At 74.6% G+C, this 13,405-nt stretch carries 13 protein-coding genes and 1 tRNA gene; 5 read left to right on the top strand and 9 right to left on the bottom strand.

Features of this window, described 5'->3' with window-relative positions:
- The first annotated feature begins 8 nt into the window (after nucleotides 1–8).
- Nucleotides 9–1,073 (top strand): PAC2 family protein, encoded by a 1,065-nt coding sequence (locus IF129_RS08215; RefSeq protein ID WP_191208855.1) that lies wholly within the window; start codon nucleotides 9–11, stop codon nucleotides 1,071–1,073.
- A 46-nt stretch (nucleotides 1,074–1,119) separates the two neighbouring features.
- Here IF129_RS08215 and mshC read toward each other — a convergent pair whose 3' ends face one another.
- From mshC to IF129_RS08190, 5 genes are all read right to left on the bottom strand, one after another.
- Nucleotides 1,120–2,349: a cysteine--1-D-myo-inosityl 2-amino-2-deoxy-alpha-D-glucopyranoside ligase gene (gene mshC / locus IF129_RS08210; RefSeq protein ID WP_191208854.1), complete on the bottom strand. Its 1,230-nt coding sequence runs from the start codon at nucleotides 2,347–2,349 to the stop codon at nucleotides 1,120–1,122.
- 111 nt (nucleotides 2,350–2,460) lie between these two features.
- The gene (locus IF129_RS08205) at nucleotides 2,461–3,396 is read right to left on the bottom strand and encodes an SCO1664 family protein (RefSeq protein WP_191208853.1); all 936 of its coding nucleotides are present in this window, start codon (nucleotides 3,394–3,396) and stop codon (nucleotides 2,461–2,463) included.
- A complete protein-coding gene (locus IF129_RS08200) occupies nucleotides 3,357–3,950 on the bottom strand; it encodes a DUF3090 domain-containing protein (RefSeq protein ID WP_191208852.1) in 594 nt (197 codons plus the stop codon). Before IF129_RS08200 ends, IF129_RS08205 begins: the two co-directional genes overlap by 40 nt.
- Before the next feature lie 65 nt (nucleotides 3,951–4,015).
- Nucleotides 4,016–4,726 (bottom strand): histidine phosphatase family protein, encoded by a 711-nt coding sequence (locus IF129_RS08195; RefSeq protein ID WP_191208851.1) that lies wholly within the window; start codon nucleotides 4,724–4,726, stop codon nucleotides 4,016–4,018.
- A gap of 185 nt (nucleotides 4,727–4,911) precedes the next feature.
- Nucleotides 4,912–5,967, bottom strand: coding sequence for an LLM class F420-dependent oxidoreductase (locus IF129_RS08190; protein ID WP_191208850.1), 1,056 nt, complete (start codon nucleotides 5,965–5,967; stop codon nucleotides 4,912–4,914).
- Nucleotides 5,968–6,044: 77 nt separating this feature from the next.
- On the opposite strand from IF129_RS08190, the gene IF129_RS08185 reads away from it, so the two are divergent.
- Together IF129_RS08185 and IF129_RS08180 are read left to right on the top strand one after the other, a co-directional pair.
- Nucleotides 6,045–7,046, top strand: coding sequence for an aldo/keto reductase (locus IF129_RS08185; protein ID WP_191208849.1), 1,002 nt, complete (start codon nucleotides 6,045–6,047; stop codon nucleotides 7,044–7,046).
- Entirely contained in the window at nucleotides 7,043–9,082 is a 2,040-nt protein-coding gene (locus tag IF129_RS08180) for a helix-hairpin-helix domain-containing protein (protein ID WP_318153627.1), read from the top strand. The genes IF129_RS08185 and IF129_RS08180 overlap by 4 nt, the downstream gene beginning before the upstream one ends.
- Before the next feature lie 67 nt (nucleotides 9,083–9,149).
- On the opposite strand, the gene IF129_RS08175 is transcribed toward IF129_RS08180, so the two are convergent.
- A complete protein-coding gene (locus IF129_RS08175; protein ID WP_224754609.1) occupies nucleotides 9,150–9,875 on the bottom strand; it encodes a hypothetical protein in 726 nt (241 codons plus the stop codon).
- A gap of 47 nt (nucleotides 9,876–9,922) precedes the next feature.
- On the opposite strand from IF129_RS08175, the gene IF129_RS08170 reads away from it, so the two are divergent.
- Nucleotides 9,923–10,111, top strand: coding sequence for a DUF5703 family protein (locus tag IF129_RS08170; protein WP_191208848.1), 189 nt, complete (start codon nucleotides 9,923–9,925; stop codon nucleotides 10,109–10,111).
- Nucleotides 10,112–10,219: 108 nt separating this feature from the next.
- On the opposite strand, the gene IF129_RS26910 is transcribed toward IF129_RS08170, so the two are convergent.
- The 3 genes from IF129_RS26910 to IF129_RS08155 form a co-directional block, all read right to left on the bottom strand.
- Entirely contained in the window at nucleotides 10,220–11,032 is an 813-nt protein-coding gene (locus IF129_RS26910; protein WP_191208847.1) for a chaplin, read from the bottom strand.
- A gap of 151 nt (nucleotides 11,033–11,183) precedes the next feature.
- Complete coding sequence (chpH, locus tag IF129_RS08160) at nucleotides 11,184–11,417, bottom strand: chaplin ChpH (RefSeq protein WP_191208846.1); 234 nt, start codon at nucleotides 11,415–11,417, stop codon at nucleotides 11,184–11,186.
- A gap of 168 nt (nucleotides 11,418–11,585) precedes the next feature.
- On the bottom strand, nucleotides 11,586–12,950 hold the full coding sequence (locus tag IF129_RS08155) for a M20/M25/M40 family metallo-hydrolase (RefSeq protein WP_191208845.1): 1,365 nt from the start codon (nucleotides 12,948–12,950) through the stop codon (nucleotides 11,586–11,588).
- A 193-nt stretch (nucleotides 12,951–13,143) separates the two neighbouring features.
- On the opposite strand from IF129_RS08155, the gene IF129_RS08150 reads away from it, so the two are divergent.
- Nucleotides 13,144–13,231, top strand: a tRNA-Leu gene (locus tag IF129_RS08150).
- The last annotated feature ends 174 nt before the right edge of the window (nucleotides 13,232–13,405 follow it).

Raw genomic sequence — 13,405 nt, 5'->3', positions numbered from 1 at the left:
GGCGCTGGGTGATCGAGCTGGAGGGTGTTCCCGAGCTGGTCGACCCGGTCATGGTGGCCGCGTTCGAAGGCTGGAACGACGCCGGCGACGCCGCCTCCAGCGCGGTAGGGCATCTGCACCGCGAGTGGAAGGGCGAGGTCTTCGCCGCGCTGGACGCGGAGGACTACTACGACTTCCAGGTCAACAGACCGCACGTGTGGCTGGACGGCGGTGTGCGAAAGATCACGTGGCCCACGACCCGGCTGTCGGTCGTGCGCACCTCGGGCGACCGCCCACGCGACCTGGTGCTCGTGCGGGGCATCGAACCGAGCATGCGCTGGCGCTCGTTCTGCAACGAGCTGCTCGGATTCGCGCACGAGCTGGGCGTCGAGATGGTCGTGGTGCTGGGCGCGCTCCTCGGCGACACCCCGCACACCCGGCCGGTGCCGGTCACGGGCGTGACCTCGGACGCCGACCTGGCCCGCACGATGAACCTGGAGGAGTCCCGCTACGAGGGGCCCACCGGCATCGTCGGGATCCTCCAGGAGGCCTGCACCCATGCCGGAGTACCGGCGGTGAGCCTGTGGGCGGCCGTGCCGCACTACGTCTCCCAGCCGCCGAACCCCAAGGCCACCCTCGCCCTGCTCAACCGCCTGGAGGACCTGCTGGACCTGCGGGTCCCCCTGGGCGAGCTGGCGGAGGACGCCCGGGCGTGGCAGGTGGGCGTGGACCAGCTGGCCGCCGAGGACAGCGAGGTCGCGGAGTACGTGCAGTCGCTGGAGGAGGCGCGGGACACCGCCGAACTGCCCGAGGCGTCCGGCGAGGCGATCGCCCGCGAGTTCGAGCGGTACCTGCGCCGCCGTGACGGGCAGCCGGGCCCGGCCGGCGGCACGGCGGGCGAGGCGGGGCTCGGCCCGGAACCGGGGGCCGTCAGCCCCTATTTCCGGGACACCGGCCGCCCCCGGCCGCGCGGGCGCGGGCCGGGCGAGCCGGACCGGCCGGGCGGCGACCGGGAACAGGAGCGGCCGTCGTCCTCCCCCGGCGCGGAGGGGCCGGAGGAGGACGACGAGGGCGGAACCGAGGACGAGGGGTGAACCGCGCGCCGCCCCCGGCGGGCGGCGCGCGCGGCGGCGGCGCGCCCTACAGGGCTACGCCGAGGAGGGCGTCCACGGCCCGGGAGACCAGGCCGGGGGCGCCCTCGTCCGTGCCGCCCCCGGCGTGCTGACGCTCCGCCCAGCGGTCGACGGCGGCCAGTGCGGCGGGAGCGTCCAGGTCGTCGGCGAGCGCCTCGCGCATCTCCTCGACCACCGCCTCGGCCGACGGCCCGTCGGGCCGCGAGACCGCGGCCCGCCAGCGCCCGAGCCGCGCCACGGCGGCGTCGAGCACGGCGTCCGTGTACTCCCAGTCGGCCCGGTAGTGGTGGGCCAGCAGGGCGAGCCGGACGGCCGCCGGGTCGGTGCCGTCGCGCCGCAGCGTGGAGACGAAGACGAGGTTGCCCTTCGACTTGGACATCTTCTCGCCGTCCAGCCCGACCATCCCGGCGTGCACGTACGTCGCCGCGAAGGGGTGCTCACCGGTCAGCGCCTGGGCGTGCGAGGCGCCCATCTCGTGGTGCGGGAAGGCGAGGTCGGAACCGCCCCCCTGCACGTCGAAGCCCATGCCGAGGTGGTCCAGGGCGATCGCGACGCACTCGATGTGCCAGCCCGGCCGTCCGGGGCCGAGGGACCTGCCGTCCCAGTGCGGCTCGCCGTCGCGGGCCGCGACCCAGAGCATGGGGTCCAGGGCGTTCTTCTTGCCGGGGCGCTCGGGGTCGCCGCCGCGTTCGGCGGACAGCGCGCGCATGGTGGCGGCGTCCAGCCCGGCGACCTCGCCGAAGTGCGGATCGGCCGCCACGGAGAAGTAGACGTCGCCGTCGAGCTCGTAGGCCGCGCCCGCGTCGCGCAGCTTCTCGATCATGGGCACGATGGACGGTATCGACTCGACCGCGCCGATGTAGTGCCGCGGGGGCAGCATGCGCAGTGCCGTCATGTCCTCGCGGAAGAGCGCGGTCTCGCGCTCCGCGATCTCGGTCCAGTCCTGGCCGGTGGCGACGGCCCGCTCCAGGAGCGGATCGTCGATGTCGGTGACGTTCTGTACGTAGTGGACCTGCCGCTTGGTGTCGAGCCACACGCGCTGCACGAGGTCGAACGCGTTGTACGTCGCCGCGTGTCCCAGGTGGGTGGCGTCGTACGGCGTGATGCCGCAGACGTAGATTCGGGCGACGGGACCGGGGGTGAGGGTCACCCGACCGCCGGTCGCGGTGTCGTGGATCCTGAGGTCGCGACCGCTGCCGGGCAGGGCAGGGACCTCGGATGCGGGCCAGGCATGCATGGTCAAGAGCCTAACCGGACGCGTGTTCAGCCAGCGCGGGGGACATGCCTCTGGCCTGTTATGCCCCCTTGCGCCGGGCGGAGGTGAGGCGCTAGACGGCCCCGCCCGGTCTCAGATCGGCGGCCAGGGGAACGCCGGCCACTCGCCGGTGGGCACGGGGTGCCGGCCCGAGGCCAGCAGCTCCTCGGTGCGCCGTCGCAGTGCGGCCAGCTCCGCGGCGTCGATCAGGGCGGACAGCCGCCGGGAGAGCGGCGAGCCGTCCGCCAGGGCGTGCGTCAGGCGGCGCAGCGGGCCGACGGCGTCCTCGGGCAGGGGCTCGCCCGCCCATCCCCACAGCAGGGTGCGCAGCTTGTCGTCGGTGTGGAAGGTGACGCCGTGGTCGATCGCGCGGAGCCCGCCCCCCGGCGCGGGCAGCAGGTGGCCGCCCTTGCGGTCGGCGTTGTTGATGACGGCGTCGAGGACGGCCAGCCGACGCAGCCGCGCGTCGTCGGCGTGGACGAGCAGGGCCGTCCTGCCCGGCGCCGTCTCGGCCAGACCGACGGCCTTCCAGCCCGGCCCGGGCTCCTCGGCGTCCACGAGGTCCAGGAGCTGCTCCGCCGCGTTCGGGGGCGGCCCCCCGCCGTCCGGCGGCGGACCGATCCACTGCTGGCACATCCCCTCGCCGTACGGCCCCTCGCGCAGCACGGTGGGCGGCACGAGGTCCCAGCCGAGCGCGCGGCACACCTCGTACGCCGCGACCTCGCGCCCGGCGAGCGTCCCGTGCGGGAAGTCCCACAGGGGGCGTTCCCCGGCGACGGGCTTGTAGACGCACGGCACGGCGTCCCGGCCGTCGGCGACCGTCGCGTACAGGACCGCGTTGGAGGCGTCGGTGATCCGGCCGACAACGGTCAGCTCGCCCCGGGCGAGCAGCGCCGCCGTGCGGTCCTGCGGTGCGTCGCCGCCGGAGGGCCGCGCCGGGGCGCCGGGAGCCGCCGCCCGGGGGGCGGCGTCACCCCGCCCGGCCGGGCTCACGCCTCCCCGCGGCGGTATCCGTTCTGGCGCGGGCATACGTGTCCCTCCGGGTCGAGCGGAAGACTGCACAGCGGGCAGGGCGGACGGCCGGCGTTGACGACCTCCATGGCGCGCTTGGCGAACGCCCGGGCCATCGGACCGGTGATCCGCACCCGCAGCATGGGCGGGCCGTTCTCGTCGTCGTGCAGGAGACGTTCCTCGGCCTCGGCGAGCGACTCGTCGGAGTCGGCCTCCAGCGCGACGAGCGCCTGCGCCTCGACCACCATCCGCTCGCTGTCGCCGTCCCAGGCGAGAGCCATGGTGCCGACGCGGAACTCCTCGTCGACGGGGCTGGTCAGCGGCTCGTTGTCGGACAGCTCACTGGGCGCCACGGCCGGCACGGCGGTGCTGCCGCCACTGCGCCGCACGACCTCGTCGAGCAGCTCGTCGATCCGTTCGGCCAGGGCCTCGACCTGTGCCTTCTCCAGCGAGACGCTCGTCGTGCGCCCCTCGGAGGTGGCCTGGAGGTAGAAGGTCCGCCGTCCGGGCAGCCCGACCGTGCCGGCGACGAATCGGTCCGGCGGGTCGTAGAGGAACACCTGACGGGACACGTCCTGCTCCATCGGTCTCGGCAACGGGGTCAATGGCACCCTACTGCTCACGGTGATCTACGCGCTCACGCACCGCCCCCGACGGCGGCGTTGCCGTCCTGGCCCGGCACGGAGCCCCGGGCGTCCGCGGCGGCGTCCGGCTCCTGCGGCGCCAGGGAGGCGAGCGTGCCGGTGTCGCCCAGCCGCACCACGAAGGGGCGCAGCGCGGTGTAGCGGATCGCCGTGACGGAGGCCGGCTCGACGCTCACGCGCTGGAAGAGGTCCAGGTGCATCCCGAGGGCGTCCGCCACGACCGACTTGATGATGTCCCCGTGCGAGCACATCAGGTAGACGGCGTCCGGGCCGTGCTCGGCGGTGACGCGCTCGTTCCAGTCGCGCACGGCTTCGACGGCCCGCTGCTGCATGGCCCGCATCGTCTCGCCACCGGGGAAGGAGACGGAGCTGGGGTGCTGCTGGACGGCGGACATCAGCGGTTCGTCGAGCAGTTCGGCGAGCTTGCGGCCCGTCCAGTCGCCGTAGTCGCACTCGGCGACGCGCTCGTCCTCGGTGACCGTGAGGCCGGGCCGCTCGGCGGCCAGCGGCCGCAGCGTCTGGCCGCAGCGCAGCAGCGGGCTGCGGACGGCGGCGGCCAGGGGCACCCCGGCCAGCCGGGCGGGCAGGGCGGCGGCCTGGGCCTCCCCGGTCTCGTCGAGCGTGACGCCGGGTGTACGGCCGGCCAGGAGTCCGGAGGTGTTGGCCGTCGAGCGGCCGTGACGCACGAGGAGGAGCGTGGGCATGGCGCCCAGCGTAGGCCAGAGCGCGCGGGGGACGGCCGGGACGTCCTGGAACCGGACTCGACGGGCGCCGCCCGCGCGACGCGGGGAGGGGACGTGTCCGGCCGTGGTGGGGGCTCGGGGGGTCACCCCGCCACGGCCGTCACCCGGACAACGCGGTGGACCCGCCCGGGGTTACGCGGCGGGGGTCAGGCGGCTCCGGAGCGCTCCAGGGCCTCCACACCGGCCCGCAGGGAGGCGACGCGCTCCTCCAGCGTGAAGCCGGCCGGGGCGAGGTTGAGCGTGCCGACGCCCGCCTCCGCGTAGGCCCGCATCCGGTCGGCCACGCGTTCGACGCTGCCCAGCAGGGTCGTCGCGTCGATGAGCCGCCGGGGAACGGCCGCGGCGGCGCCGTCCTTGTCCCCGGCCAGGTACCTGTCCTGGATCTCGGCCGCCTCCTTCTCGTACCCCATGCGCTGGGTGAGCTTGTTGTAGAAGTTCTGCTTCCGGCTGCCCATGCCGCCGACGTAGAGCGCGGTGTAGGGGCGGAAGAAGTCGGCGAGCGCCTCGATGTCGTCGTCGTCGCCGATGGCCATGGGGACGGTGGGGCAGATGTCGAAGCCCTCCAGGCCCTTGCCGGCCTTCGCCCGCCCGGCCCGGACGGCGCCCAGCGTGGTCTCCTCGGCGTGCTCGGGCGCGAAGAAGACCAGCAGGGCGCCGTCGGCGATCTCACCGGTCTGTTCCAGGTTCTTCGGTCCGATGGCGGCGATGTAGAGCGGGATGTGCTCGCGCACCGGGTGCACCGTGAGCTTGATCGGCTTGCCGGGGCCGTCGGGCAGCGGCAGCGTCCAGTGCTCGCCCTGGTGGCTGAGCCGCTCCCGGGACATCGCCTTGCGGACGATCTCCACGTACTCGCGGGTGCGGGCGAGCGGCTTGTCGAACTTGACGCCGTACCACCCCTCGGAGACCTGGGGCCCGGAGACGCCGAGGCCGAGGCGGAACCGGCCGCCGGAGAGGGAGTCGAGGGTGGCGGCGGTCATGGCCGTCATCGCCGGGGTGCGGGCCGGGATCTGGAAGATGCCGGAGCCGATCTCGATGCGCTCGGTCTGGGCGGCCACCCAGGACAGCACGGTGGGCGCGTCCGAGCCGTAGGCCTCGGCGGCCCAGCAGACGGAGTAGCCGAGCCGGTCGGCCTCCTGGGCGACGGCGAGATTGTCGTGATCCATCCCGGCACCCCAGTAGCCGAGGTTGATACCGAGCCGCATGACCGCTCTCCTTACCGCCGAGTAACACGATGGGTGTCTGGGACTGTACGCGAGATCCGGAAGTAGTCTCAACGGCCATGGAGCAACGGCAGTTCGGCCACACCGGCCTGCGCGTGTCCCGGATCGGCCTGGGCACCCTCACCTGGGCCGGACATCCAGGAGACCAGGCCGCGGCGGAACACCGGGCCGCCGACATGCTGAAGACGTTCTGGAACGCGGGCGGCACTCTCGTCGACACCGCCGACGTCTACGCCGACGGCGGGGCGGAGTACCTGCTCGGGCGGCTGCTGGACGGCCTGGTACCCCGCGAGGACCTGGTGATCGCCACCAAGTCCGGCGGCGTCGCCCGTCCCGACCGGCGCTCCGACGGCTCCCGGGGCCACCTCCTCGCCGCCCTGGACGCCTCGCTGCGGCGGCTCGGCACCGACCACGTCGACCTGTGGCAGGTCCACGGATTCGACGCGCTGACCCCGCTGGAGGAGACGCTGCACGCCGTCGACCTGGCGGTCAGCAGCGGGCGGGCCCGCTACGCGGGGGTGGCCGGCTTCTCCGGCTGGCAGCTGGCCAAGGCCGCGACCTGGCAGCTGGCCGCACCCGGCACCCGCGTCCGGCTGGCGGGCGTCCAGCTGGAGTACTCGCTGCTGCAACGCGGCCTGGAACGGGAGGTGCTGCCCGCCGCCCTCGACCTCGGGCTCGGGCTCCTGCCCGCCTCGCCGCTCGGGCGCGGGGTGCTCAGCGGCAAGTACCGCGACGGCGCGTGTCCGGCGGAGTCGCGCGGGTCCTCCGAACGGCTGGCGGGCTTCGTCGAGCCGTACCTGACCGGACCGGCCGAACACATCGTCGAAGCGGTGTCCATCGCCGCCGACGGGCTGGCCGTGACCCCGCTCCAGGTCGCGCTCGCCTGGGTGCGCGACCGGCCCGGCGTCACCGCACCACTGGTCGGGGCCCGCACCGCCGGGCAGCTGGAGGAGGCCCTGTCAGTGGAGGCGCTTACGCTGCCCGACGAGATCACCGTTGCCCTGGACGACGTGTCCGCTCCGGAGCACCGCTATCCCGACCACGACTGGAGCACGCTGTGAACGCCAGCCCGGGCACGGGCCCCGAGGGCCCCGAGGCGGCCGATACCGCCGATACCGCCGGCCGGAAGGCGGCCGAGCTGATGGCCGCCGTGCGGGCCGTGGAGAGCGGCGAGAAGTCGGCCGCGGAGTTCTTCCCCGCTCCCGAACCGGCTCGCCCCGCCCGCCGCCGGTCCCCCGCGCAGGGGCCCCGGGGCGCGTCCGCGTCCGCTCCCGCCGGGCCCGTCGCCGTCCCGGCGGAGGTGCACGAGGTGCTCGCCGCCGGGGGCGCCCCGGAGGCGCTGGCCCCCTCCGTCGTGGCCGCGCTGGGGCCGCGGGCCGCCGAGGAGCTGCGGGAGGATCCCTGGCGCCTGCTGTCCGTGGCCGGGGTCCGACCCGAGCAGGCCGACGCCTTCGCCGCCGCCCTGGGTGAGCCCGGCGCCGACGCCGGTCCGGGCGACCCCCGGCGCGCCCGGGCGCTGGCCGGCTGGCTGCTGGAGGCCGCCGCGCGGGCCGGCCACACCGTCCTGGAGTTCGCGGTGCTGGCCCGGAAGCTCGCGCAGTACGGCGTCCCCGAGCCCGAGGACGCCGTGCGGGACGCCGTGGACACCGGTGCGCTCCTGGTCTTCCGGGCCGACGGGGACGGCACCCCGCCCTCCGAGGAGGCGGAGGAGGCCGACGGCGCCGAGGCCGGGTCGGGGGAAGCGGCGCCCCTGCTGCTCGGCCTGGAGCGGTGGGCGGTGGCCGAGGAGTCCCTGGCCGACGGACTGCACCGGCTGATCACGACCTTCCGACCCCCGCAGGGCGAGGACGCCGGGGCCTGGGGGTCCGCCGCCTCCGCCGCACCCTCCTCCTCGGCCGGGGAGCTCCTCCGGGCGGTCGCCGCGCACGGCCTGGTGGCCCACACCGGGGGCGAGGCCTCCCGCGCGGAACCCGCAGCCCTCGTCGGCGCCGCCCGCGCGATGGGGCTGCGGGCCTGCGCCGCCACGCACACCGAGGACGCCCGCCGGCGGCTCGCGGCGCTCGTCCCCGCGCGCCCGGGCACCGAGGACCCACCGGCCCAGGACGCGGGGCAGGACGCGCCGGTGCCGGTGGCCGTCACGGTGTCCGGGCTGCTGGAGGGCGATCAGGGGCCGGGGCGGGAGGCCGACGGCACCCTCCCCCTGGACCTCCTCGTCGTCCTGGACGCGGCGCTGCTGGACACCGAGACGGCCGCCGCCCTGGTGGAAGCGCTGCCGGACGGGGCCCGGCTGGTGCTGAGCGGCGATCCGCAGGTCCTCGGCTCGGCGGGGCCGGGGCAGGTGCTTCAGGACGTCCTGGCCGCCGCCGTCGCGCCGCGCGTCACCTCCCGCACCCCGGATCCGGGGCCGCTCGGGGAGCTCGTCTCCGGGATCGGCGTCGGTGAGCTGACGCAGGTGGCCGCGCCGGGCAAGGAGATCGTCATCGTGCCGGTCCGGGAGGCGGCCGAGGCCGTGCACCGCACCGTGCAGCTCGTGGCGGAGTCGGTGCCGCGTGCGTTCGGCATCGAGCCGGGCGCCACCCAGGTCATCACCACCGGGCATCCCGGCGGCGCGGGCACGACGGCACTGAACGCCGCCCTCAAGGAGCGGTTCAATCCGGGCCCCGGCCGGTTCGGGGGCTTCGACCCGGGCGACCGGGTCACCTTCTCCCCCGCTCCCGGCCGCCCGCTCTTCGCCGCCGTGGCCGGGGCCGACGGGGAGGGGCTGCGGCTGGACGGTCCGCACGGGCCGTTCACCGTCGCCAAGGACCGGGTGGCCACGGCCGTGCGGCACGCCTGGGCGATCACCGCGCACCAGGCCGCGGGCGGCCGTTGGCCCGCCGCCGTCGTGGTGCTCCCGGGGGACGCCGCCGACGCGCTGGACCGGCGCTGGGTCTACACCGCGTTCGGCCGCGCCGAGCGCCACCTGTCCGTGGTCCACGGGGTGGGGGACGCGCTCCCCCGGGCCGTCGCACAGCGGCCGGGCGCCCCCCGCACCACCCGGCTGCGGGAGCTGCTGCGGCCCCGCCCGGCCGCCGCCGGGGAGCCGGACGACACCTGACCGCCCAGGCGGCCGCGCGGGACGGGAGCGCCCGGGCCCGGGCCGCCCCCGTCCCGCGCGGTCGGCCTCAGCCGGCGCCGAGCCGGGCGCCGTCCCGGCGCGTCCCGTCCTCGCCGCCGTCCGTGTCCTCGGCCGCCCGGACCGCGCGCTCGGCGTCGTCCTCGTCGAAGACGGAGCTGATGTCGTAGCGGCAGATGACACGCTCCGGGTCGGCGGCGTCGAAGGGCGCGTCCAGCCACTCACCGGGCTCGGCGGGCTCCTCGTCCGCGACGACCCAGACCGTGGAGTCGCCCTCCTCCAGGCCGAACTCCTTGTGCCGGGTGGCGATCTCGTCGGGTTCGAACTCGCCGAAGAGCACGCCGAGCGCGGCGTGCACGCTGCTGCCGGGCGTCTCCGCCCCGCCCTGCGAGGGGTCGACGGCGTCCGGGTCGAGGTCGGTGATGCGCTGCGCCTGCGCGAGCAGCCGCAGCGGCTCACCGACGGTGTAGTCCCGGCGCATGTACACGCTGAGGGCGCCGGGCTCGTCCGGGCCGAGGTAGGGCGGGCGGCTCTCGCCACTGGGGATCTCGAACGGCGTGACCTCGTCGTAGGCGTCGTACAGGAGCGCGTCGTACGCCTCCCCCGCCGAGGCGAGCTCGTTGAACGCCGCGTAGACCTCGGTGTCGGCGTCGGCTTCGGCGCCGGTCCCGTAGGCCCGGCGTTCGATGGCAGCGAGGTGGCGGTCCAGGGCGGACTTCAGCGCCTCGGCGGAGGCACGTACCTCGGCAGCGGTCGGCTGCGCAGCATCAGACATACAGCAGACGCTATCCGTAAGGAGGCCCTGTCCGCACAATAGATGCGATGCCGGAATATGAATTTCGCGATGTGTACGTACCGCGCGGGGTGTCCCGCAACGCCGCCGTGCGCCTGCTGACGGACGAGGCCGAGTACGGGTACTGGGAGCTGGACCGGCTCCGCCTGCACCCGGACGGCAGCCGCAGGGTGCGGCTGCGCCGGAGAATCATCCGCCAGGTCAGGGCGACCTGGTGAGCACGGCGTGGTGAGGATCCGCGCACGGCAGCGGCTGCCACCCGGGACCGGGCCGCAGCCGCTGCGACGGGCCCGCTGGGACGGGGCCCGCTGGGGTCCGCCGGAACGTCAGTTCTGGCCCACACGGGCGCGGCGGTAGAGCACGTAGCCGCCGAGCAGCATGGTGACACCGGCCGGGACGACGGTCGTGAGCGCGGAGGGCCCACCGGTCTCGGCGAGCTGCGCCCGGGGCTCGTTCGGGCGGTCCTCCTGCGGGGTGGACACGTCCGGGGTGTCCGAGGGCGGCTGCTCCTCCTGCGGCTCCTCGGGCTGCTCCTCCTCGGGCTCCTCCGGCTTCTCCTCCTCCGGAACCTCGGGCTCCGGGTGCTCCGGGTGCTCGGGGTGACCGGAGTCGTTGACGCACTCGTTGCCCATGGCCGGGTTGAGCAGGCCCACGACGTTCACGCTGTTGCCGCAGGCGTTGACCGGCACGTCGACCGGGGCCTGCACGTTGTTGCCGGAGGCGACGCCGGGCGAGCCGACGGCCGCCCCCTCCGCCGTGGCCCCGCCACCGCTGTGCGAGCCGCCCTGGTGGCCACCGTGGTGACCGCCGCCGTGGCCGTCCTCCTGGTGACCGCCGCCGTGGTGGCCGCCCGGCTTGGCGTCGTCCTGGTGGTGACCGCCGTCGTCGTGGTGTCCGCCGTCGTTGACGCACGTGTTGCCCATCGCCGGGTTCAGCAGCCCGACGACGCTCACCGTGTTGCCGCAGGCGTTGACCGGCACGTGGACCGGCGCCTGGACGTTGTTGCCGGAGAGCACACCCGGAGACCCGACGGCGGCGCCCTCGGCGTCCGCGTCGGCGAACGCCGCGCCGCCGCTCATGGCGAGCGCGCCGCTGGCGGCCACGACGGTGATCAGGCCCTTCCTGGTGACCTGTCGCATGGTTGATTCCTGTCTTCGTTGCTTGCGGGATCGCGAGCCGGCTCCGCGTCGTGCCGAGGGCACCTGCTCGCCCGGAACTGACAACCCCGGAGCGCGAGATGACGCACTCCGGGGCTTGGCATCAAACCCTCACGGGCTCGGGCGCGTGTCGTCAGTCGTTGACGCAGACGTTGCCGAAGGTGGGGTTCAGCAGCGCGATGACGTTGACGGTGTTGCCGCAGACGTTCACCGGGACGTGCACCGGCACCTGCACGACGTTGCCGGAGAGAACACCCGGCGAACCGACGGCGGCACCCTCGGCACCGGCGTCGGCGACGGCCACGCCCGCACCCGCGAGCAGCAGACCACCGGTGGCAGCCGCAGCAGCGACGACCTTCTTGATCATTCTTCCTCCTTGTTGGAAACGCGGTCCCAGCCACGGACCGCATCCCGTGTAACGAGGAGTGAGGGGAGGGGCTACGACTCCCCCGGCGCATTCACCCTTCCTGGCCAATCCCGCACACCCGAGCGAATCACCGCCCCCGACGGCGGCGACCGGCGACCGGGCGGCCGCTCAGCACTGGTCGATGAAGCGGTCAAGCACGCGGACGCCGAACGTGAGGCCGTCCACCGGCACCCGCTCGTCGACCCCGTGGAACATGCCCGCGAAGTCGAGCTCCGGGGGGAGCTTGAGCGGGGCGAAGCCGAAGCACCGGATGCCCAGGTCGTCGAACTGCTTGGCGTCGGTGCCGCCGGAGAGCATGTAGGGCACCGCGCGGGCGGCCGGGTCCTCCGCCCGCAGCGAGCTCTGCATGGCCTCCACCAGGGCGCCGTCGAAGGTCGTCTCCAGCGCCTTGTCCGCGTGCTCGTCCTCGCGCCGCACCCGCGGCCCGAGGACACGGTCCAGGTCGGCCAGGAACTCCTCCTCGTGCCCCGGCAGGAAGCGGCCGTCCACGTGCGCGGTGGCCTGGCCCGGGATGACGTTGACCTTGTAGCCCGCCCCGAGCTGGGTGGGCTGCGCGGTGTTCTGGAGCGTGGCGCCGATGATCTTGGCGATGCCGCCGAGCCGGGCAAGGGTCTCGTCCATGTTCTCCGGGTCGAGCTCGACGCCGAGGGCGTCGGAGAGCTCGTCCAGGAACGCCCGCACCGTCTTGGTGACACGGACGGGGAACTTGTGGCGCCCCAGCCGCCCGACGGCCTCGCACAGCTCGGTGATGGCGTTGTCGTCGTTGGTCATCGAGCCGTGCCCGGCCGTGCCGTCGACGGTCAGCCGCATCCAGTGCATGCCCTTCTGGGCGGTCTCGATCAGGTAGAGCCGCAGGTTCTCGTTGACCGTGAACGAGAAGCCGCCCACCTCCCCGATGGCCTCGGTGACCCCTTCCAGCAGCTCCGGCCGGTGGTCGACGAGGTAGCGCGAGCCGTAAGTGCCGCCCGCCTCCTCGTCGGCGAGGAAGGCCAGCACGATGTCGCGCGGAGGGCGGCGCCCGCTGCGCATGCGCTCCCGGACGACGGCGAGCGTCATCGCGTCCATGTCCTTCATGTCCACCGCGCCGCGCCCCCACACGCAGCCGTCGGCGATCTCACCGGAGAACGGGTGGTGGGTCCAGTCGTCGGCGTTGGCGGGGACGACGTCGAGGTGGCCGTGGATGAGCAGCCCCGGACGCGAGGAGTCCTCGCCCGGCACCCGCACGACCGTGGACGCCCGGCCGGGCCGCGACTCGAAGACCTCCGGCTCCAGGCCGACCTCCGCCAGTTGCTCGGCGACGTACTCGGCCGCCTTCCGCTCCCCCGGCCCCCGGCCGTCGCCGTAGTTGCTGGTGTCGATGCGGATCAGGTCCCGGCACAGGCCGACGACCTCGCTCTCGGCCGCCGCGGCCCTCCCGGGGCCGGGCTCTCCGGTGCCTGCGCTGCCTGCCGTGGTCGGGCTCGACTCACTCACACTGCCTCCTGGTGGTGACGGACTCCGCTCCCATCCTGGCGCGTTCCGGTCCCCGCCCCAAGGGCGACCCGTCGCCCATCCGTCCGCCTCCGACCCGATTCGCCCCGGCCCGGAGGCGGGCGTGACCGGCCACCCCTGATCCTTTGCTATCGTTGGCGTCGCGCCGGGCGGCCGAGGCCGCGCGGTCCACCGGGTCCGGGTGGCGGAATGGCAGACGCGCTAGCTTGAGGTGCTAGTGCCCTTTATCGGGCGTGGGGGTTCAAGTCCCCCCTCGGACACCACAGTAGGGCCACATGTGAACCCCGATCCCCGTTGGGATCGGGGTTCTCTGTCGCGGTGGGCAGGTGACGAGCACGAAGTCCGCGCACACATGGCAGAGGTCTCAACCGCCTTGTGGGTGCGCAGCGAGAACATAAGGCCGACCACGCACGACATGCCGACATCATGGCGATCTC

The sequence above is a fragment of the Streptomyces chumphonensis genome, from assembly GCF_014779715.1.
GTDB classification, from domain to species: Bacteria; Actinomycetota; Actinomycetes; order Streptomycetales; family Streptomycetaceae; genus Streptomyces; species Streptomyces chumphonensis.
The sequence above is the reverse complement of the archived record's forward strand: the minus strand, read 5'-3'. Positions and strand labels throughout refer to the sequence as shown.

What these genes read in the sequence shown, in the direction of transcription:
- chpH (WP_191208846.1), bottom strand. Translation starts at nt 11,417, where the DNA reads ATGATCAAGAAGGTCGTCGCTGCTGCGGCTGCCACCGGTGGTCTGCTG.
- IF129_RS08170 (WP_191208848.1), top strand. Translation starts at nt 9,923, where the DNA reads ATGCCGGAATATGAATTTCGCGATGTGTACGTACCGCGCGGGGTGTCC.
- IF129_RS08195 (WP_191208851.1), bottom strand. Translation starts at nt 4,726, where the DNA reads ATGCCCACGCTCCTCCTCGTGCGTCACGGCCGCTCGACGGCCAACACC.
- IF129_RS08205 (WP_191208853.1), bottom strand. Translation starts at nt 3,396, where the DNA reads ATGCCCGCGCCAGAACGGATACCGCCGCGGGGAGGCGTGAGCCCGGCC.
- IF129_RS08190 (WP_191208850.1), bottom strand. Translation starts at nt 5,967, where the DNA reads ATGCGGCTCGGTATCAACCTCGGCTACTGGGGTGCCGGGATGGATCAC.
- mshC (WP_191208854.1), bottom strand. Translation starts at nt 2,349, where the DNA reads ATGCATGCCTGGCCCGCATCCGAGGTCCCTGCCCTGCCCGGCAGCGGT.
- IF129_RS26910 (WP_191208847.1), bottom strand. Translation starts at nt 11,032, where the DNA reads ATGCGACAGGTCACCAGGAAGGGCCTGATCACCGTCGTGGCCGCCAGC.
- IF129_RS08175 (WP_224754609.1), bottom strand. Translation starts at nt 9,875, where the DNA reads ATGTCTGATGCTGCGCAGCCGACCGCTGCCGAGGTACGTGCCTCCGCC.
- IF129_RS08185 (WP_191208849.1), top strand. Translation starts at nt 6,045, where the DNA reads ATGGAGCAACGGCAGTTCGGCCACACCGGCCTGCGCGTGTCCCGGATC.